The 20,611-nt window shown below is 55.2% G+C and carries 17 protein-coding genes and 1 tRNA gene; 15 read left to right on the top strand and 3 right to left on the bottom strand.

Annotated features, from left to right (window positions below):
* Window positions 1–10: 10 nt before the first annotated feature.
* Window positions 11–1,684 carry a bifunctional phosphoribosylaminoimidazolecarboxamide formyltransferase/IMP cyclohydrolase gene (gene purH, locus OZX73_RS04470; protein ID WP_277147938.1) on the top strand — a complete coding sequence of 558 codons (1,674 nt, stop codon included), beginning with the start codon at window positions 11–13 and terminating at the stop codon, window positions 1,682–1,684.
* Window positions 1,685–1,777: 93 nt separating this feature from the next.
* Window positions 1,778–2,065, top strand: coding sequence for a DUF3017 domain-containing protein (locus tag OZX73_RS04465; RefSeq protein WP_277150927.1), 288 nt, complete (start codon window positions 1,778–1,780; stop codon window positions 2,063–2,065).
* Between the two features lie 11 nt (window positions 2,066–2,076).
* Here the strand turns inward: OZX73_RS04465 and OZX73_RS04460 are convergent, their stop codons facing one another.
* Window positions 2,077–3,138, bottom strand: a complete 1,062-nt coding sequence (locus tag OZX73_RS04460) for an aquaporin (RefSeq protein WP_277147936.1) — start codon at window positions 3,136–3,138, stop codon at window positions 2,077–2,079.
* Window positions 3,139–3,325: 187 nt separating this feature from the next.
* Between OZX73_RS04460 and OZX73_RS04455 the strand changes: the two genes are divergently transcribed.
* The 3 genes from OZX73_RS04455 to OZX73_RS04445 all read left to right on the top strand — a co-directional run bounded on the left by OZX73_RS04455 (window position 3,326) and on the right by OZX73_RS04445 (window position 6,528).
* A complete protein-coding gene (locus tag OZX73_RS04455; RefSeq protein ID WP_277147934.1) occupies window positions 3,326–4,102 on the top strand; it encodes a pseudouridine synthase in 777 nt (258 codons plus the stop codon).
* Window positions 4,099–6,234 carry a bifunctional cytidylate kinase/GTPase Der gene (gene der, locus OZX73_RS04450; RefSeq protein ID WP_277147932.1) on the top strand — a complete coding sequence of 712 codons (2,136 nt, stop codon included), beginning with the start codon at window positions 4,099–4,101 and terminating at the stop codon, window positions 6,232–6,234. The genes OZX73_RS04455 and der overlap by 4 nt, the downstream gene beginning before the upstream one ends.
* A 220-nt stretch (window positions 6,235–6,454) precedes the next feature.
* Window positions 6,455–6,528 (top strand) — tRNA-Pro (locus OZX73_RS04445).
* A 317-nt stretch (window positions 6,529–6,845) separates the two neighbouring features.
* Here the strand turns inward: OZX73_RS04445 and OZX73_RS04440 are convergent.
* Both OZX73_RS04440 and OZX73_RS04435 read right to left on the bottom strand, forming a co-directional pair.
* On the bottom strand, window positions 6,846–7,184 hold the full coding sequence (locus tag OZX73_RS04440; RefSeq protein ID WP_277147929.1) for a DUF2568 domain-containing protein: 339 nt from the start codon (window positions 7,182–7,184) through the stop codon (window positions 6,846–6,848).
* A 179-nt stretch (window positions 7,185–7,363) separates the two neighbouring features.
* On the bottom strand, window positions 7,364–7,882 hold the full coding sequence (locus OZX73_RS04435; protein ID WP_277147927.1) for an HXXEE domain-containing protein: 519 nt from the start codon (window positions 7,880–7,882) through the stop codon (window positions 7,364–7,366).
* Window positions 7,883–8,091: 209 nt separating this feature from the next.
* Here OZX73_RS04435 and OZX73_RS04430 point away from each other — a divergent pair, with 209 nt between their 5' ends.
* The 10 genes from OZX73_RS04430 (at window position 8,092) to OZX73_RS04385 (ending at window position 20,544) form a co-directional block, all read left to right on the top strand.
* Window positions 8,092–8,556, top strand: a complete 465-nt coding sequence (locus OZX73_RS04430; protein WP_277147925.1) for a TetR/AcrR family transcriptional regulator — start codon at window positions 8,092–8,094, stop codon at window positions 8,554–8,556.
* A 229-nt stretch (window positions 8,557–8,785) separates the two neighbouring features.
* Window positions 8,786–8,944 (top strand): hypothetical protein, encoded by a 159-nt coding sequence (locus OZX73_RS04425; RefSeq protein WP_277147923.1) that lies wholly within the window; start codon window positions 8,786–8,788, stop codon window positions 8,942–8,944.
* 438 nt (window positions 8,945–9,382) lie between these two features.
* Entirely contained in the window at window positions 9,383–10,408 is a 1,026-nt protein-coding gene (locus tag OZX73_RS04420) for a LacI family DNA-binding transcriptional regulator (protein ID WP_277147921.1), read from the top strand.
* A 168-nt stretch (window positions 10,409–10,576) separates the two neighbouring features.
* On the top strand, window positions 10,577–11,854 hold the full coding sequence (locus OZX73_RS04415) for an ABC transporter substrate-binding protein (protein WP_277147919.1): 1,278 nt from the start codon (window positions 10,577–10,579) through the stop codon (window positions 11,852–11,854).
* A 155-nt stretch (window positions 11,855–12,009) separates the two neighbouring features.
* On the top strand, window positions 12,010–12,915 hold the full coding sequence (locus tag OZX73_RS04410; protein WP_277147916.1) for a sugar ABC transporter permease: 906 nt from the start codon (window positions 12,010–12,012) through the stop codon (window positions 12,913–12,915).
* A 28-nt stretch (window positions 12,916–12,943) separates the two neighbouring features.
* Window positions 12,944–13,780: a carbohydrate ABC transporter permease gene (locus OZX73_RS04405; RefSeq protein ID WP_277147914.1), complete on the top strand. Its 837-nt coding sequence runs from the start codon at window positions 12,944–12,946 to the stop codon at window positions 13,778–13,780.
* Between the two features lie 431 nt (window positions 13,781–14,211).
* A complete protein-coding gene (locus tag OZX73_RS04400) occupies window positions 14,212–16,074 on the top strand; it encodes a hypothetical protein (RefSeq protein ID WP_277147911.1) in 1,863 nt (620 codons plus the stop codon).
* A 256-nt stretch (window positions 16,075–16,330) separates the two neighbouring features.
* Window positions 16,331–17,800 (top strand): UTP--glucose-1-phosphate uridylyltransferase, encoded by a 1,470-nt coding sequence (locus OZX73_RS04395; protein ID WP_277147909.1) that lies wholly within the window; start codon window positions 16,331–16,333, stop codon window positions 17,798–17,800.
* A gap of 270 nt (window positions 17,801–18,070) precedes the next feature.
* Complete coding sequence (locus OZX73_RS04390; protein ID WP_277147907.1) at window positions 18,071–19,993, top strand: WYL domain-containing protein; 1,923 nt, start codon at window positions 18,071–18,073, stop codon at window positions 19,991–19,993.
* Window positions 19,994–20,064: 71 nt separating this feature from the next.
* Window positions 20,065–20,544, top strand: a complete 480-nt coding sequence (locus tag OZX73_RS04385; RefSeq protein ID WP_277147905.1) for a hypothetical protein — start codon at window positions 20,065–20,067, stop codon at window positions 20,542–20,544.
* The last annotated feature ends 67 nt before the right edge of the window (window positions 20,545–20,611 follow it).

The following is a 20,611-nucleotide window of genomic DNA, read 5'->3' as shown; positions in this document are numbered from 1 at the left end:
GGAGCAGCAGATGACAGACACAAACCGTTGTATACGGCGCGCATTGGTGTCGGTTTACGATAAAACCGGCATCGAGGAATTGGCCAACGCCTTCATCAAAGCGGGCACGGAAGTCGTCTCCACTGGGTCCACGGCGAAACGGCTTGCCGAGCTGGGCGTCAAGGTGACCGCGGTCGAGCAGGTGACCGGTTTTCCGGAGAGTCTTGGCGGACGGGTCAAGACCTTGGATCCTCATATCCATGCTGGCATTTTGGCGGATATGACCAATCCAGCGCAGGCCGAGGAACTGAAGAACCTTGACATCAAACCATTCGACCTTGTGGTGGTGAACCTGTATCCCTTCGCCGACACCGTGCGTTCAGGGGCGTCGAGCGCGGACATCATCGAGAAAATCGACATCGGCGGACCGTCAATGATCCGTGGCGCCGCGAAGAACAGCGCCAGCGTGGCCGTCATCACCGATCCGGCCGAATACGGCTTGGCGGCGCGACGTGTGGCCAACGGTGAGGGATTCTCGCTGAAGGAACGTCGCTGGCTGGCAGCCAAGGCGTTCGAGACCACGGCGGCGTACGACGCGACGATCGCCGAGTGGACGCGTAACCATTGGCAGAAGCCCCAGACTCTCAACGTCAATGAGTCCACGGTGTCCGGCGAAGCCGAGAATACACAGAATGCGCAACTGGAAGATGCCACAAAACCGAAAGACACGGCGATGTTCCCGGCGCATCTGACACGCACCTGGGATTACGCCCATGGGCTCCGCTATGGCGAGAACCCCCACCAACAGGCCAGCCTCTACGTCGATGCGCTTGACCAGACCGGGTTCGCGCATGCGCAGCAGCTGGGCGGCAAGCCCATGAGCTACAACAACTACGTCGACGCCGACGCCGCCTGGCGTGCGGTCTGGGACTTTGCCCCCGAGATCGCCGTGGCGGTATGCAAGCACAACAACCCATGCGGTCTCGCCATCGGCAAGACAGTGGCCGAGGCCCACTTGAAGGCGCACGCCTGCGATCCAATGAGCGCATACGGCGGCGTCATCGCGGCCAACACGACCGTCACCATGGAGATGGCCCAGAACGTCCGTCCCATCTTCACCGAGGTCATCGTCGCCCCCGACTACGAACCTGATGCGTTGGCGTTGCTGAAGGCCCACAAGAAGAACTTGCGCATCCTCAAAGTGGCGCAACGCCCGCATACCGATATCCAATTCCGACAGATCGATGGCGGCATCCTCGTGCAGTCCATCGACAGGATCGACGCTCCTGGCGACCATACGGAGACTTGGAAGCTCGTCTCCGGGGAACAGGCCGATGCCAAGACCCTCAAGGACCTGGAGTTCGCCTGGCGGGCCATCCGCTGTGTGAAATCCAATGCCGTGCTGCTGGCCCACGACGAGGCCACCGTGGGCATCGGCATGGGCCAAGTCAATCGTGTGGATTCCTGCCATCTCGCCGTTGAACGCGCCAACACACTCGCTGACGGCGCCAATCGTTCCAAGGGCTCCGTCGCCGCCTCCGACGCGTTCTTCCCGTTCGCCGATGGCGCGGAGACGTTGATCGACGCGGGGGTGAAGGCCATCGTACAGCCGGGAGGCTCGATCCGCGACAAGGAAGTGATCGAGGCGGCGCAGAAACGTGGCATCACGATGTATCTGACCGGGACCCGGCACTTCTTCCACTGAGCGGAAGGAACTGCCCAAACAAAGCAAAATACCGGTACGCGGCTAGACTGGCTGGCGTACCGGTAAATTATTTTCTGTTGTAAAGGAAAGATGATGTCCGACAAGCACCCCTATGTCTCCGAAGCGCACGAGGGCAAACCCGCCTTCGAGTGGGGCGTGCTCGCCGTCGTGGTGGTCGCGGCGGTGCTGGCAGGCCTTGGACACACGATGGCCGCCACGGCGATATTCTCCGCGACGGCCATCATCACAGCGCTGATCCGTTTGATTCTCAAGGACCGCAGCCCCTGGAAAATCCGCTCAGTCGGCTTCGACACCTTTATCGGCATCGCCTTGGGAATCGGTTTGCTGGTTGTCTACTTCAGCATCCAACTCCTCGTCTGAGTCTGCGCTTTTTACTTGTTTTCCGAATCCTCGTCAGATCCGGTTTCGTCATGCTTGATATCGAAACTCTCGACGGTCTCGTCGTCTGAAGTCCCGCTATCGGCGGTCTCGCCGTTCTTGATGTCGAAGCTTTCGACGGTTTCGTCACTATCGGCGGCATCATCCGATTTCTCCACGGTTGTGGCTTCGGCTGAATCCTCGAGATAAGGCATTTGGAACTTCGAGTGCTTGTTGGCGGCCTCTTCGTCAGTGTCGACATCAGCGGTTTTCACCGGCCCGGGCTGTTTGGTGGAGATCATCTGCGCGATGATGATGACGATGGAAACGATGGCCGCGGCCAAGATCGGGCAGATCCAGAAGATCCACAGTTGCTTCAGCGGATCGACCGCCAAGCCGACCTTGCTGGCGAAAATGGCGATGCCGGTGGAACGGGCCGGGTTCAGCGCCGCGCCGGTGATCGGATAGGTGAACGCGACACCAAGAGCGTAGGCGGCGCCAATAATCGCCGCGGAACGGGAGGTGGCCTTGCCGTTGTCATCCATGGAACGAACCGCGGCGGCAACAATCACGATGGACGCGGCGACTTCGACGATCACCGCGAAAAGAACGCCGAAGCTGACGCCGGCCTGATGAAGCTGGGTGGAGGAGATGGATCCCTGGTCATAACCGTTGACCGCGTTGGTGAACCACATCTTGGCCGGTGCGGCCTTGGAAGTCGGCAATACGAGCTTGACGACGGCGCCCGCTGCGATGCCGCCAAGGACCTGCGCGATGATATAGCAGATTCCGTTCAGGAAGCCGGTTTTGCCGACGAGCATCGCGGCCAGGCTCACTGCGGGGTTGAACTGTCCGCCGGAGAACTTGCCGAAGATGAAGGTCATGGAGGCGTAGGCCAGACCGGTGGCCGCCGCGACCAGCAACGCGCTTGGGCCGTACAACGCCGGGCTCAGGGCCGATACGAGGTAGATAGCCAGGAAGATCAGGAAGCTCCCGACGAGCTCACCGCCGATGCCCGGGAATGATATGCCATGTGCATGTTTTTTGCTGGTGTGCTGTGCTTGTTGTTGCGTCATCACGGTTCCTTTTATCGACATTTGGCGAATTGACGCCATACGAATCAACATGATAGCAAAGGGCGGGTAAGTACTGTATAATTATCTTGATTTGCGTCTATTTGAAGAGACTTTGGAAGCACGCAAAGAAACAGTACGCGACGGAACGGCGGAATAGCACGTTTCGCAAGGCCACGTTGGGAGAACGATGCCACACGCATATTCACACGCCGAAAAGGCGCATCAGGAAAATTACGATGAAGGGATTCGCCTTCAAAAGCTTTTGGCGCAGGCCGGTTTCGGCTCGCGGCGCAAATGCGAGGAGATCATCACCGAAGGCCGGGTGGAGGTTGACGGGGAATTGGTGACCGAGCTCGGCACCCGAGTCGATCCGTCCAACCAGCAGATCCGCGTGGACGGGTCAAGGATCCGCCTCAACAACAAGCACATCACCTTGGCGTTGAACAAACCCAAGAAGGTGCTTTCGACTATGGACGACCCGAAGGGACGCTATACGCTTCGGGACATCGTGGGGGACAAGTACGAGCGCATTTTCCACATGGGGCGTCTGGATTACGAGACCGAAGGCCTCATTCTGATGACGAACGACGGCGAGCTCAGCCAGCACGTCATGCACCCTAGGTACGAGGTCAAGAAGACGTATGTGGCCACACTTGACGGGCGCATCAGCGGCAACATTTGCCGGCGGTTGGTGACCCAGGGCGTCAATCTGGACGACGGGCTCATCCGCCTCGACCATTGCGCCATCATCGATTCCTCACGCGACCAGACCATCGTCAAGGTGGTGCTGCATTCGGGCAAGAACCGCATCGTCCGCCGCATCTTCGGAGCCGTCGGCTTCCCGGTGCGCAGGCTCGTGCGTACGCAGATCGGACCCATCAAGCTCGGCGATTTGAAACCAGGTTCGTATCGCGTGCTTTCGCAGACGGAAGTCCGTTCGCTCGCCAAGGAGGTGGGTCTGTGATACGAGTAGCCATTGACGGGCCCGCGGGAGTGGGCAAATCCTCGACTTCCAAGGCACTGGCCAAGTATTTCAGCTATGCCTACCTCGACACCGGCGCGATGTATCGCGCCGCCGCTTGGTGGTGCCTCAAGCAAGGTGCCGATTTGGATGCCGACGTTGTCGACGAACAGGCCATCACCGAAATGGTGGGGGACTTGTTCACCGGTGATCACTTCGATATCGGTGTCGACCCTGATGACCCCAAGGTTTTGGTGGACGACGAGGATATCAGCAAGGCGATTCGTGATTCCAACGTCTCTTCGCATGTCTCGAAGGTCTCAAATATCGTGCCGGTTCGGCATCTACTGATCGCCGCGCAACGCGCGTATATCAACCGCGAAACGTCTGTCGATTCGTTCTCGAAGGGTGCCGGAATCGTCGCCGAAGGACGCGATATCACCACTGTCGTTGCTCCGAACGCGGAAGTGCGTGTGCTCTTGACCGCGCGCCCGGAAGTGCGCCAAGCACGGCGTACCGGGCAATCTGCTGCAAGCGCTGGTGTTGGTGCCGATAACGTCATTGCCCGCGACAAGGCCGATTCCAAGGCCACCAGCTTCCTTGAGGCAGCCGATGGCGTCACAACCGTCGATAATTCCGATCTTACGTTTGAAGAGACGCTGGATAAGCTCATTGGACTGGTCGACGCGGCCGCGGAGGAACAGTCATACAAGCAGTATGCCGCGAACCTCGAAGGCTACGATCTCGATGAGGAAGACGAGGCGCTGCTTGCCGGCGAAACCGTTGACGGCGAAGCTGCGGCCAATCAGAAGGCTGTGGGAGTGCTCGCCGTGGTCGGGCGGCCGAACGTCGGCAAATCGACGCTCGTCAACCGCATCCTGGGCCGCCGCGCGGCGGTCGTGGAGGATACCCCAGGTGTCACCCGTGACCGTGTCAGCTATGACGCGGAATGGGCCGGAACCGACTTTAAACTGGTCGATACCGGCGGTTGGGAGACCGACGTGGAAGGCATCGAATCGGCCATTGCCTCGCAGGCGCAAGTGGCGGTAGGGCTTTCCGATGCGGTGATTCTGGTGGTTGATGGACAAGTTGGTATTACATCCACTGACTCGCGAATCGTCAAGATGCTGCGCGAAAGCGGCAAACCAGTGATTCTGGCCGTCAACAAGATCGACGACAATTCCAACGAATACCTGACCGCCGATTTCTGGAAGCTCGGCTTGGGCGAACCTTACGGGATTTCCGCGATGCACGGCAGGGGAGTGGGCGACCTGCTCGATGTGGCTGTCGATAAGCTGAAAAAGGCCAAGAAAACCTCCGGATTCCTGACGCCGACGAATTTGCGTCGTGTCGCTTTGATCGGCAAGCCGAATGTCGGCAAGTCCTCGCTTCTCAACGAGCTGGCACACGAGGAACGCAGTGTCGTCAACGATCTGGCCGGAACCACACGCGATCCGGTCGATGAGATCATCCGTATCGGTGACGAGGATTGGCTCTTCATTGACACCGCCGGCATCAAGCGTCGCTTGCACAAACTTTCCGGCGCCGAATACTATTCATCGCTGCGTACGCAGGCAGCCATCGAACGCTCCGAGCTGGCGCTGGTCCTGTTCGATGCCTCGCAACCGATTTCCGACCAAGATCTCAAAGTGATGAGCCAAGCCGTGGACGCCGGACGCGCCATCGTGCTGGTGTTCAACAAGTGGGATCTGATGGACGACTTCGATCGTCAGCGTCTCGAACGTCTGTGGCAGACCGAATTCGATCAGGTCACCTGGGCTCAGCGCGTCAACCTCTCCGCCAAGACCGGCTGGCACACCAACCGACTGCTAGCGGCGATGAACACCGCGCTTGGCTCCTGGGACAAGCGCATACCGACCGGCAAGCTGAACTCGTTCCTCGGCCGCATCCAGTCCGCGCACCCGCACCCGTTGCGCGGTGGCAAGCAGCCCCGTATATTGTTTGCGACGCAGGCCTCGACGCGTCCGCCTCGCTTTGTCATCTTCTCCACCGGCTTCCTCGAGCACGGCTACCGCCGCTACATCGAACGCCAGCTGCGCGAGGAATTCGGCTTCGAGGGCACCCCGATCCAAATCTCGATCCACATCCGCGAGCGCAAGTCGAAGAAAAAGTAACAACGGAAATTATCAATTCAAGATGTCATCGGTGAAAATACGGGTCGTGAACACAACCAAATTTCACGACCTGTATTTCTAATCTGCCTCTATGCTAGCCAATGCTATTTTTCTTAACTTGATAGAAGACATATTCAAGCTCCATCCATCTTTGCGCCACGCCGAGAGCGGTACCGACTAGTTTTTATGCTAAACTATCTCACTGGTGCTTTGCACTGTTCGGGTCGTAGCGCAGTTTGGTAGCGCACTTGACTGGGGGTCAAGGGGTCGCGGGTTCAAATCCCGCCGACCCGACGAGAAAAGCCTGAAATTCCAACGTTTTCAAGACATCGGAATTTCAGGCTTTTCGATTTTAGACACGATTAGACACGATAACCGCAGGTATCCGTCATTTTGTGTCTACTTTGCGGCCTACTTTCCGACGCCGGAACAACTTATTATTAGTGATTTGACTTTGTTTTCTCATCTCCGGGATTCTGTTGTTCGTTCTATTGCCTTATGACGGCTCTTGTTTCGATAGAGCATGGTGCATTTTATCTTATATGGCTACCGGTGAGCTCTGACTGCAGCAGACGCCAGAGTGTCTTGGAACGGTATCAGCAAAAGTTTTGCTATTCGAGGCTAAGGGCGTACATGAGGATGAGGTCGATGATTGCGATGAAGATGTAGGTGAGGCCGATGGAGATGCCGAAGATCCGGAGGAATCCGATTGAACCGATGGTGTAAACGACAAGTTCTAGGCAGAATTTTCCATATTTCGGCAGTACATGTGCGGAGCTGGGTGCGCCGTATCTTGCCCACACGATGATTACGATGACCCCGATGACGATCCACAAGAACTTGACTCCACCATTTTTGGAGAGGAACCCACCTCCCGCTACCAGACCGATGACCGTGGCTATCTCCAGAAGGAAGCGTATCGCGGCTACAATCGCCGAAAGAATATTCATCGCTAAAATTCCTCTTCTTGATTTTGGACTGGGATGGTTTCTGCCATCATTAAAGATAATAGGCAATTTAGCATTAGTTGTTCAATAGCTTCTGAAGCTAGGATGTTCCATATAGAGGGGAAGGCGGGGTTTGATTCCAGATGGAAGGTGCTCCGTTTGATGTGTAGGTGATTTCGAAGTCATTCACTTTGTGCATAGTCGCGAAGGAAATCTTGGATCTTTGGCATGAGCGTATGGATAAGCTTGAGATTTATGACAAACACCAGGAGTGCGGCGACTTGCCAGATTAGGTAAGCCGGCAGTCCTGAACGGTCGATACGCCAGTAACTGATGATGAACCAGACCATGAATGGCATCTCGATCAGTGCGGTGATGACACCGGGGATATAGCCATGTGCCAATGGGCATGCGAAGATATGCACAACAAGATGGAAGGTATAGGCCACGCAACTTGCCAAATACAGCGTGGTGTCGCCGGTGAGTTCGCAAACGGCGGAGACGATGACCAGCAGTACCATTTCCTCGGCGACACCGGAGCAAAGCGCCGGCCCGTCCGTAGTTGCACCGAAGGCCCGCCGCTTGACGATGTTTGTGTTGGGTGATTCCCGCTGTTTCCAAGCAGGTACCATGATTATCTCCTCGAAGTCGTGAAGGATGAAGACAATGGGCAGGATCCAAAAGCTCAGAAATATCGACATGATACCGGCCTTTCCGTCAAAGGTGACATTTGTTACCCTAAGAACGTAGGGTTCTCACGGAACGAACGTCCACCTGGTGACACACATCCATCAAATTGTCACCTTGCAGACAGAATTATTGAGGTTTATATGACTGGTAATGGTGCGGAGTCGAGGATCGGGTCATTGACGCGCTGTTCGCTAAGTTGGAAACGAATTCATTCGTGCCCTTGACTGTTTCCGAAATCGCCGCGAAGGCGGAAATCTCACGTAAGACGTTTTATCGGCATTTTGACGGCAAGACAGATGTGGTGCGTCGATACCTTGAAAAACTTATAGTTGGGTTAGTCGATGAGGATGAACGAATGGATGGTATGTCATTCGCCCAAGGGATCCAGCACTATTTTGTGTATTTCTTGGACCGGGCACCTCGTCTTCGACTGTTAAGAAGCAATGGGTTGTTGGACTCGGCCATATCAATTCAAAACGAAGTCTTCACCAGACGTTTCCCGCAGTTGAACTTGCCATGGCATGAGCCTGAATTAGGGGAGGAGCGTTTGGCGGATCTGTTCGTCGTCGGTGGTCTATGGAACGTGCTCACCGACAGCCTAGACGCCGATCCTCCGGTCGACCCAACCCGTTTGTCCGCCACGCTCATGTCACAGGTGGCCAAGCGCACTGGCAAACTAAGTTAAAAAGCTGTCGATTGTGGTGAATGGACCTGGCAAACCGACGAGAATTAATATTCGGGCGATTGTATTTTCCACATACGATAATTTGCGGATGTGATCAAATAAACGGACCGTCATGATAGTTTGCGCCATTTCAAACCCCATGTATCCAGGAAGCAATCAGCCAACTTTATTCATCACAGGCTTGGCATCACCATAGCCCCGTTCAGGGCGTTTTTCGAGAAAAGCACTGATGGGGGCGAAGGACAGCCGACATGGCCGATCTTTGGGGGACCGCTCTCCCGACAAAGATTTTCTCTACCGTGATGAGTTGCAAGGCTGGAAGATTGACGGCAACCTGACACGATTGGATGTGATCTGGTCAAGGTATGGCGAAAAGCGGCATATCTAGGAGGCATTGTTCAAGCTGGGCGATGAGCTGTTGCGGCGGCTCGAATCAGGAGCGGAACTGTATCTGTGTAGGCATGACCATGAAACATTGCAATCTGTACAGGACTCGTTGCAGGCTGCCATCGCTTAGCTTATGCAGGTACTTCAAAATCGCCTGTGGAGAAAAAGCGACGGTGACTTGGCATGGCCAAATCCGATATACAACGTTTACGCGATGTCAATCGCATCCATTGCTAAGAAAGTCGGATGACGATACTTTCAGCAGTCATCAAGTCACTGTCAACGGATATAAGATTGCGAAAGTAATGAAACAGATTTAAGTAGAATGTTTAGTTTGATTTTATTCTTTTTACGGCGTGTCGTGTTTCCGTAAACGCGTTTGACTATTTTAAACTTTCTTTCAGAACGAAGTTAATCGTTTAACCTGGAGGTGAACACAATGACGGTGACCATGAAAGACATCGCACGCAAGTCCGGAGTGTCCACCTCAGCGGTTTCCTTGGTCCTCAGTGGTCGAAGCGACGGCAGAGTAAGCGTCTCCACCGCCGAACGCATTCGCGCCATAGCCGACGACTATGGATATTCTCCCAACCCTTTGGCCCAGTCCCTGCGAACAAAAAGGACGCACACCATCGGCCTGCTTTCCAACCAAGTGGTCACTCTTCCTTTCCCGAGCGAGTTGCTGGCAGGAGCACAGAAAGCCGCATTCGACAGTAATTATCTGATGCTTTTCATCGATACCAATAATGATAAAAGCAAAGAGAAAAGCGCATACAACGCTTTGTTGCAACGCAATGTCGATGCCTTAATCGTCGCCGTCCCCGACCGTAGGACCGTCGCCATTCCTGAGCTTCCTGCCGATTTGCCAGTGGTATTGCTGAACAGCGAGCCTTCCGATGAAAATAAGGACATCGACTCCATCGTTCCCGACGATGAAGGCGGAGCGTTCAATGCGACGAACCTCTTGATTTCCAAGGGACACAAGCGCATCGCATATTGCAGTGTAGATGGTTATGTCGCCACCAATCTGAGAATGAAAGGGTATCTGAACGCTCTCAAGCGATCCGGCATCACCTTCAATCCCGATCTTGTGGTGAAGGCTCCGTCGGTTCAAACGGCCACCGCAATCGATGTGGCTATCCGTCTGCTTTCCCAACCGAATCGTCCGAGCGCCGTGTGTTGCTTCTGCGATCAGATCGGCATGGCCTTCTACGAGGCTGCCGGCTTCCTTGGCTTCAGGATTCCAGATGACTTGTCAATCGTTGGTTTCGACAATCAACGATTCGTGGCGGAGGCGCTGTCGCCAGGGCTCACCACGATCGAATTGCCATTGAAGAAAATGGGCGAATGGGCCACACGAAGGGTGATTGAAAAGCTCGAGTCACGGGATGATGGTCAGGTCAGCCACATCAATATGAAATGTCCCTTGATAGAAAGGGAATCCATTGCCGCCCGTAAGTCGTGAACACCGACAGGCGGCAAGGATCCAAAAGATTTCCACACAATGAAACAAAGGAGGTTTCACAACCAATAACCCAATAAACCATGGTGCGCTTGTTGTGCAAGAACAAACACACCATACTTTAGATTTCGAAGGCGAAACTTTATGAAAGTATATACAAAAATCATTGCAATGGCAACGAGTCTGGCCATGTTGGCCGGTGTAGGCGCCTGCGGCTCGTCGAATTCAAGCTCGCAGGAAGACGGCAACACCCTTACGGTGTGGTGGTATGCCGATGAAGGCAGCGCCGAGTCCAAGGGATGGAACCAGACCATCAAGGTTTTCGAGAAAAAGACGGGCAAGAAGGTCAAGTTTGAGCGGAAATCGTTCGAGCAGATCGCCAAAAACGGTAGCCAGTTCCTGAACTCGGACAAGGCCCCCGATGTGATGGAGTCCAACCGAGGCAATTCGAGCGCCGGCTTGCTGGTGACCCAGAACCTGCTTTCCGACCTGGGTCCGTATGTCAAGAAATATGGCTGGGACAAGATCGTCAAGGGGCAGAACCAAATCTTGGGCAAGTACACCAGCAAGGGCGTCATCGGTGGAAACACTTGGTACGGCATCCCCACCTACGCGGAGATGCAGCGCGTGTATTACAATGATGATCTCTTCGCGAAGTACAACATCCCCATTCCCAACACTTTTGACGAGTTCGTTTCGGCTCTGGCGAAATTCAAGGAGAACGGCATCACGCCGCTTTCCGAAGCGGCCATGGAATATCCCTTGCAGCAGCTTTGGTGGCAGCTGGTCCTGAGCAAGGCAGACAAGAAGTTCGTCGAAGACTATCAGCTCTACAAAGGCAAAGTCGACTGGAACAGTGAGCCTTTCACTTTCGCGACCAACACCATCGAGGCCTGGCTCAAGGCCGGCTACATCTCCAAGGATGTATCTGGACTGAAATCCGAGGATGCGTTCACGGGATTCACCAACGGCACTCATCCGATTTTCGTCACCGGCACTTGGAACCATGGACGTTTCATGGATGAGGCCAAGAACTTCAAGTGGGAGTCCAAGGAGTGGCCGGGAGCCAATGTCTATGAAGGCGGCACCGGCAACATCCTGACCATTCCCCGCAACGCGAAGCACAAGGACATGGCCGCCCAGTTCATCAATTGCGCGCTGCAGCCTGACATCCAGAACTTCATCGGCAACGCAGGCGGCATCCCGCTGACCTATGATCCATCGGCGATCAAGGATCCCTCGTTGAAGGTGATGATCGACGATTTCAAGAAGGTCGCGAGCAAGGGCGTATTAGGCTATTACCCCGATTGGGCTGGAGCCAATATGTATGACTCCATGTCTTCCAGCCTCCAGCAGTTCGTCAACGGCGAGATAACCGGCAAGCAAATGCTTGACGCGTACAAAGGCTATTACGACCAAGGTGTCAAAGACCTTGGGATCCTCGATTAGTCACGCTACCAATCAATAGGCAAGGCGTGGACGGCAAGCCCATCAATTTGGACCAAGCCTCGCATGGCTGTCGTGCCACGCCTGCCTATGCCGTGACAGCTAAACACCAATCAATGTCAAAGGCGTAAGGAATGAAAAAACAAAAAGACAAAAGGATGTCCAGACTTCCAGGAGCTCATCCGAATAGTTTCAATATCTATCTGTTGCCTGGATTAATCGGATTGCTAATCATCATCATTATCCCTCTGCTGGCCAACGTATATATCAGCTTCACCAGCTGGCGCGGTGTCGGTATGCCACGATGGACCGGGTTGACCAACTGGGCCCGCATACTCCATGATCAGGATTTTTGGGCTTCGTTTGGCCATTCGCTGCTCATGATCCTCGCGGTCACCATCATTCCCACGATTCTTGGATTGCTGACCTCTTCGTTGCTTTCCGATGTCATACAGAAAAAATTCAGCGGAAGGATGGCCTCGTTGTTCAGAGGCATCTTCTACATTCCGCAGATTCTGCCCATCGCCGTAGCCACCATCATCATGGGATGGATATTCCGTCCTGAAAAAGGCGCCGTCAACGAGGTGCTCAAGGCCATCGGCCTGGGAAGCATGCAACGCAACTGGCTTGGCTCCTCGACTTGGGCGATGCCGGTCCTGATGATCATCCTCATTTGGATTCAATTCGGTTATCCCATCGTGATCTTCATGTCCGGCTTGGAACGTGTCGATCCGGAGCTTTACGAGGCCGCCTCATTGGACGGGGCGAACTGGTGGCGGAAATTCTGCACGATCACCTTGCCTGAGATTATCCCGGAATTGCTGGTCGTTCTCCTCACCTCAACCATCGGCGCCCTGAAAACGTTCGGACCAGTGTACCTGCTGACGAAGGGTGGGCCAGGCAGACAAACGATCGTTCCTTCATACTATTCGTACACGCAGTTCTTCCAAGTTCAGCAAGTTGGTTATGGCGCGACGATTTCCACGGCTTTGACGCTCGTCATCGTGGTGTTTGCCATCGTGTTCTCCTTCATACAGAACCACGTCGAGAAAAACCAGGACTGAATAAGAAGAAAGCTTGAAAGACCTTAAAATGAAATCACGTCATATACGCACCGCGGGTGACTGGCTTGCCTTGGTCATCATGATTCTTGCGGCACTCATCATCTTGTTCCCGCTCATCATCCTGTTCATCAACGCGTTCAAGACACAAGCCGATTACACCCAGCATGGTCCACTGACCCTGCCGAAGGCGTTGACCATGAGCAATATCACCAGTTTCTGGAAGTCGTCAAACTTCCCTGTGAAGCTTACCAACAGCATTGTCATTTCAGTGTGCGTGGCCATCATCGGTGTGATCCTTTCGGTTCTGAATTCCTTCGCGTTGGGCATCGGTCGGGTGAAGGGCAACCGCGTCATTCTGGTGCTCATCCTCCTGGCGAACATGGCTCCTCAGGAAGCCTTGCTCTATCCGCTCTATGTAATGTTCAAAGCCATCGGCATCTACGACACACAGCTAACGGTCATCATCATTTTCTCGATAGTCCAAAGCGCTTATGGGACATACCTGCTTTCCTCGGTCTACGGGACCTTCCCGCAGGCGATCCTGGAAGCGGGAGTGATGGATGGGGCTTCGAAATGGCAAATCCTCTGGAAGATCATCCTTCCAGTATCCTGGCCGACCATCAGCGTGCTGTTCGTGTTCTTCTTCGTCTGGACATGGAACGAATACATGATACCGATGTCGTTGCTCATTTCGGACAGCACCCAAACAGTTCCGCTGGCACTTGCCCCGTTGCAAGGGCAGTATGTGGTCAACGCCACCCAGCTTGCGGGCGCGTCGCTCCTGAGCATCATCCCGACGATCATCTTCTACATGTTCTTCCAGCATCAACTCACCAGTGGGATCGTCGCTGGATCGGTGAAATAAAATCACGGTATTGATTTAGACAGTTAGGGTTAGTGCGTGTTGCATATCCATCATCGAGATGTGCGACACGCAATGTGAAAATGAAAACAAATACATTCGAAAACGAGAATTTTTCAACCATAGGCTATGACTCGAGGGGTGCCTCACGTAATCCGAATTCGTTTTTCGCGGCTGCGGGATTGAAGTGGCCTCAACAGACAACGCTTGAGGTTCAGCCTCCCCGCTACACGAACTACCCATTCAGCGTTGACGTCTCAAACAATCGCATTCTTGCCTCGTTTGATGGCAAGGGGGCCTTGCGACGTTGCGTGACGGCGGAAAGTGTCAGTGATGCGCGTGGGCAATCAGGCGCGGGAATCTATATGTACAAGCGGCTGGCGTTCGCGCAGGGGAGTTGTCGTATATGTGTCAAAACCGGGGACCATGCCACCATGGACGATCCGTCTCTGTCGTTTCATCGGGGAGTCTTCCCGGTATACAGCTATAACGCCAACGATCTTCACGTCACCACGACCATTTTCGCCCCGCAGAAAGGTCGAAGGCGTCCGCTGAAAATCGTCGAGATGATGCGGATCGCCAACCCAACCGAATCGGAACGGCGATACGGAATCGAGGTGGTCAATGACCTGCATGGCGTCGAGGGAAGCGACACGTTGTATAGTACATGTTCACTCTTCGCCTCGGGTCAGAGCGCGAAAAGCTCTAGCATGTCGTCGACAATCCAACCCCATGAGGAGCAGTATGTCGGAGTCGTCATCTCGTTTTCAACCAAGAAGGAGCAAGAGGCGAGAGACGATTGCTCCATGGAAATCCTGCAAAGAAGCTTCAAGGACACCCAACGCGAGCGTTTTCCCCGTACCGGCTATCTACATGTGCCCGAGAATCCATGGTATGGAGAGATACTGACCCGAGCCGAAGAATTGGCGAGGCAAAGCCTGCTGATGCTTGAGGACGGGACGGCGGCTGGTACGTTTTCAGGATCTAACGCCAATCCCCAGCCTGATGTGTGGTACAGGGATTACATGTATACCTGCTTGGGGCTGATAGAATCCAGCCCGGACCTTGCGGTGAAATCGTTGAACCTGATGGTGCAATACGCCATTCCCGACCGTCCATGGCAATTCGAGGCAACGATAAAACCCGACGCCATCGGCTTCGAGCATTCACTGGGCAACGCCTGTGCCGTGGCGGTGTTAAGTTCATTGCTCGCACGCCGATACGGCAAGGGGATTTTGGCGGATAATGCCCAATTGGACGATTACCTGCAGTCATTGGCGCGTTATCTGATCGATTGCAAACCTTCTGGTGGAAGTCTTTACCGAACCCTATACATATCCGATGGCCCTTCCAGAGGCGATTTCCATACCGGCTCCAATATCCTGGCATGGCGCGCAATTGTGGCGTTGCTTGACGATTTCAACGATCTGCTCACCGAAAAGCAGACGGCCGAGCTGCGCGAGATCCGCCAGAATCTTTTCACTGCCATACAGACGTTATGTACCCGCGAAATCGACAATAAAAACATGTTCGTTGAGGGCGTCTACCGCGACGGCGACTTTGTCGGAATCCATGACGGCGAGGAAAGCGATTTGACGCTTTCCTCGATTTATGGTTTCACCTCAAGAGACGATTCCAGGATCAGGGAACACGCCCGCTGGTCGTTGAGTTCGAAGAACCCGTATTACACACGCAAGATGCAGAACATCGATTTCTGGGATCTTGACGACAGCAACGGCATCACCTATCCAAGTTACCTGTTGTCCCTCGCCTCCGCGGGAACGCGAGAGGAACTGGCCACGGCTCTGGCAAAAATTCGCCAGACCACCGATCTGGATGGTTCGTTCTGGTGGTGGCCATACAACCATGACGAGGCCAATGCCACCAAGGTGCAACGTAGCCTAGGAAAATGCGGTTGGTGCGCAGGCGAGTTCGTAAGCTATCTGTTCAACAACATCCTCGGAATTGGCAGGGATGAGTCTTCCGATACACTTACTGTCGCGCCATATGTGCCTTGGTCGTCATTTGAGCTGAAGGATATGTCGTTTATGGGAGGACAGATTGATATCTCGTATTCGAAGAACCAGCTGTGCGTGACGAACCGTTGTCCGAGAAACCTGAATGTGGTACTGCAGCTGGCGCTCGGAGCCAATGATCAGCTTGAGGACATCTGGGTGAACCAGGAGTCCCGACGTTATCAGGCTGAAGTGGTGCATGTCTTCGATTCGGCCGCTGTCCGTTGCATGGAACGGATCCCAAGCGGTAAATCCGCGACTCTTCGGGTCAAAACCAGATAAGCTGTATATTCAACTCGAGGGCATGTCTGGTTGATCTCATTGCCACCGCGATGAGATCAACGGGATATGCCTTCTCATGATTGGGATTCGTCTTCAGCGGACCCACTGCACATGTTTCTGAATCGGTATCGGAACGACCAACGACTGTCTTGTTCGTTTGTTTTATACCCATCTTCTTAAGTTTCCAGCAAGCTTTCAGAAAAGCTAGTAGAGTAGAAAACTATGTTTATTGGTCATTGCTGATAACGCATGGCCGATGAAAAGTGAGGAAACTCGACTACGAAAGAGGTGCGGCTTGGAAGACGCCTTCGAAGCCTCGGCGCAAAAGATGCGCGAGCACAACATGAGCGATGTCGCCGTCGCGCAATTCAAGAGACTCTATAAGGAATGGCAGCATAACGACGCCAGCAGCTGGATTCGCGAGGACGATGTCGAGCCGTTGCAGGACGTGCCGAGTTTCCATGACGTCTACAAGACCATCGACCACGACCAGGCCGTGCACGCGTTCGCGAAGACAGCGTTCCTGAAGTTGAATGGCGGTCTGGGCACCTCGATGGGCCTCGACAAGGCGAAGTCGTTGCTGCCGGTGCGTCGCCACAAGGCGAAGAAGATGCGTTTCATCGACATTATTCTCGGCCAGGTGACGACCGCGCGCAAACGACTCGACGTCCCGCTGCCGCTGACGCTGATGAACTCGTTCCGCACCTCAAAGGACACGATGAAGGTGCTCAACCACAGCAAGGATTTCCATCAGGAAGACATCCCCATGGAGATCGTGCAGCATCAGGAACCGAAAATCGACCTGGCGACCGGCAAGCCGGTGGAATTCCCCGAAGATCCAGCCTTCGAATGGTGCCCTCCGGGCCACGGCGACCTGTTCTCGACCATCTGGGAGTCCGGCCTCTTGGACATCCTGGAAGAGAAGGGCTTCAAATACCTCTTCATCTCGAATTCCGACAACCTCGGAGCCCGGCCCTCGCGCACATTGGCCCAGTATTTCGAGAACACGGGCGCGCCGTTCATGGTCGAGGTGGCGAACCGCACCTACGCGGACCGCAAGGGCGGCCATTTCGTGCGTGACAAGAAGTCCGGTCGCCTGATCCTGCGGGAGATGACACAGGTCAATCCCGATGACAAGGACGCCGCCGAGGACATCACTAAGCATCCGTATTTCAACACCAACAGCATCTGGGTGCGCATCGACGCTTTGAAGGAAATGCTCACGCAATACAATGGCGTCCTGCCCCTGCCCATCATCCGCAACTACAAGACCGTCGACCCGACCGACCCTGATTCCACCAAGGTGATCCAGCTGGAAACGGCCATGGGCGCGGCGATCGGGCTGTTTGACGGGGCGATCTGCGTGCAGGTCGACCGTATGCGCTTCCTTCCCGTGAAGACCACCGACGACCTCTTCATCATGCGTTCTGACCGGTTCCATCTCACCGACAGCTACGAGATGGAAGACGGCAACTATCTCTTCCCGGACGTCACCCTCGACCCCGAATATTACCGAAACATCGAGGATTTCAACAATCGGTTCCCGTACGCGATACCATCACTGGCGGCAGCCAATTCGGTGACCATCAACGGCGACTGGACCTTCGGACACAACGTCGTCTTCTATGGCGACGCGGTTCTGGAGGACCAAGGGAAGCCCAGCTATGTGCCGAACGGCGAATTCGTCGGCCCGCAAGGCGTCGAACCTGATGAATGGACATGGTAGGTTATACATCGGTTCGTAGGGAAGGACAAACCTGACTTCCAACGACGGGCCGGCGCAAGAGGTTTGACGAAACGATTCAACAATACGACTAAAATGCATCGCTCCCGATAGCATCAACCCGTCATCAAACGCGGAACACGAGCAAAAACGTGAGAATTACCATTAAATTTGTGAAAATCCGCAATTCACAGGAAAAAGCATCTAAGATAGAGGGGGTGTGCGTCACAAGTCGCACACTTTTACTTGAACAATAATGATACGTGAGGACTAATGGCAGAAGGAAGCAACGGAAGGCGACGTTTTTCCGACAAGTGGGGCAAGCACGAACTGGATGTGCTCGCCGTCCTATCATCTGCGTTCCCTCAATGGTTGACTTCTCGTCAGATAGCGCAGCGGGTCAAGGCGTACGCCGATTCCTACGGCGAGCTCGCCGACCAAGCTGCGAAGGCGGCGTTCGCCAAGCAGTTCCAGCGCGACCGCGCGAAGCTGGCGGCCATGGGCATCGCCATCGAATCACGCCAACCTGAATATTCATCGAAGTCCGAGGGGCAGGATTTCGCTTCATACCGTCTGCAATTGGGCGATGAGCCCAGGGTGCGCCTCCGCTTCAAGCAGGAGGACCTGCCGGTGCTCGCCGCCGCCAATTATCTGGCGCGCTCGATGTCCATCTCCTCTTCCTCCTCTAAGCACGAGGAGCAGCACACCTCCCGCACGGCGCCGCGTGTGCCCCAGACCCCGACACCGGGTCTCGGCCTTGATTCCATCGCGCCGGGCCTTGGCACCCAGCCGATTCCCGACAATCTGATGAAGGTGGTCGACCAGCGACGCTTCGCCGCCACCATTGACGTGGACGGCGGGCACATGAACGTCGCCTACACGGATTCCGACGACCTGGCCATGTTCATGCTCGAGCATCCCGGCTCCTCGGTGGTCTCCCCTCAGGAAGCGGTGGACGCTTGGAACCGCAGGCTCAACGCCGCGGCCAATTTCAAGCTCGCCGACACCAGCCAAGGCGATGTCCGCGAAAGCATCGTCACGCCTTCCATCAGCAAGACCACGGTGAACGGCGATGTGGATACTGAGAACGCCAAGTCCCATTCGAAGCGCAATTCCTCCTTCCAGACCGGCAGCGAGGTGGACCGCAGGCTGCGGCTCATGCTCTTCCTTTCCGCCCATCTCGGCGAGGAATATTCCCTGGAGGAGCTCGCGGAGCGTTTCATCGGCGAGCCCAAGACCGAAGACGAGAAGAAGAAGGGCGTCGCCGTCATCCGCAAGGACATCAACACATTGACCACGGTCTCCGACGATGGCGAAATGGCCGGCAGCCAGTTCTTCGACATCGATTGGTCGCTCCTGGACGCCGACGGCATCGTCTCGGCCACCAACTCGCTGGGCCTCGAGCGCCTGGCCGGCATCTCGCAGCAATACCTGAGCATGCTGACCGCCTCGGTGAGCTACTTGGCCCATTCCTCATTACTGCCCACACAGCAGCGCGAGCAGGCCGAATCGCTCTACGTCCGCTTGCGCCAGCACGTCAAGCCGGGGGAGACCCCGTGGCTTTCCCTGACCGGCTATGAGGTCGAGCCCCGCAGCTTCAGCGTGGTCAAGCGCGCTATCTCCACGGATTCGCTTTTGGACATGGAATACACCGACGGCACGGGCCGCACACGCCGCAAGCTGGTGGCGCCTTCCAAGATCTTCGTGGACGAGGGCGTCTATTATGCGGCCGTCTGGACGGACGTGGCCAAGGCAGCGCCGAAGGACGAGAAGAAATTCGTCTCCAAGGACACGACCATCAACAAGGCCAACGGCCTGCCCCGCATCTGGCAGGTCCTGCGCCTCTCGCGCATCGAGAAAGCGGAGCTTGTCAAGCCCATCGCCCAGCTCGATATCCCAGATGTCCCGGTCGCGGAGCTTCGTAAATGGAGCTTCGACAACGGCACACCGACGGTGTTCGTCACCGACAAACCTGATCTGCCGTTCATCAAGACGTTGCCCGGAGCCACGGTCGAACCTTGTGGCGAGGGGGAGAAGGTGCATCTGACCGTCTCGTCGGATTCCTGGTTCGTGGCCTTCGCCATCGCCCATGCGCGCCATATCACGGCCGTCGCACCGGAACCGTTGCTGACGATGATCCTGGCCCGTGCGCATCGTGAGCTGAGCCTCGAGAACAGCGCGGAAAAGCAGGATTGAACGCTAACGAAATCAGCTGACAAATCATTCGAAAGTGACGGAACGAATCCGAAAGTGTGAGGAGGGTTCACATGCCTTGGTGGGGTTGGATCATACTGGCGGTCCTTATGCTCGCCGTGCTCATCATCGGCTTGGTGTACGCCGGAATCCACGCCGTCCGTGCGGCACACAGCATAGCCGATACGGGCAGTGACATCCAAGGCTATCTTTCCGTCATGCAGGAGTCGTCAAACAACCAAGGCGAAACCGCCGAACCACCGCTGTTCACCCAACCGCTTTCCACGGCAGCCCATCGCTACAGCCTCGCCCAAACGTCGGTCGAGCGCAGAAGGATCGCGAAGCACAACCGGCACGCCGAACGCTGGAGCGTGTGGAGGCACAACCGTGTGCCGTTCACCGGGAATATGGCGGCTGGAAGCAATCAGGCGGTCTCCGCCTCATCGAACCAGGCCTTGAACCAGGCGTTTGACGGAATCGTTCAAACGACGGTGCCTTCCGCAAACGCAGGACCCCGCGAAAACACCAATGAAAACAATCCAAGGACCAACTAAATGGCCGGCTTGAAGCTGTTTGCGTCAAATGCGCCAAAGCTTCAGAACCCATCCATCCTCTATAAAT

The organism is Bifidobacterium sp. ESL0775 (genome assembly GCF_029395475.1).
In the GTDB taxonomy this organism is placed as follows: Bacteria; Actinomycetota; Actinomycetes; order Actinomycetales; family Bifidobacteriaceae; genus Bifidobacterium.
This window is presented reverse-complemented; position numbering and strand designations above follow the sequence as displayed.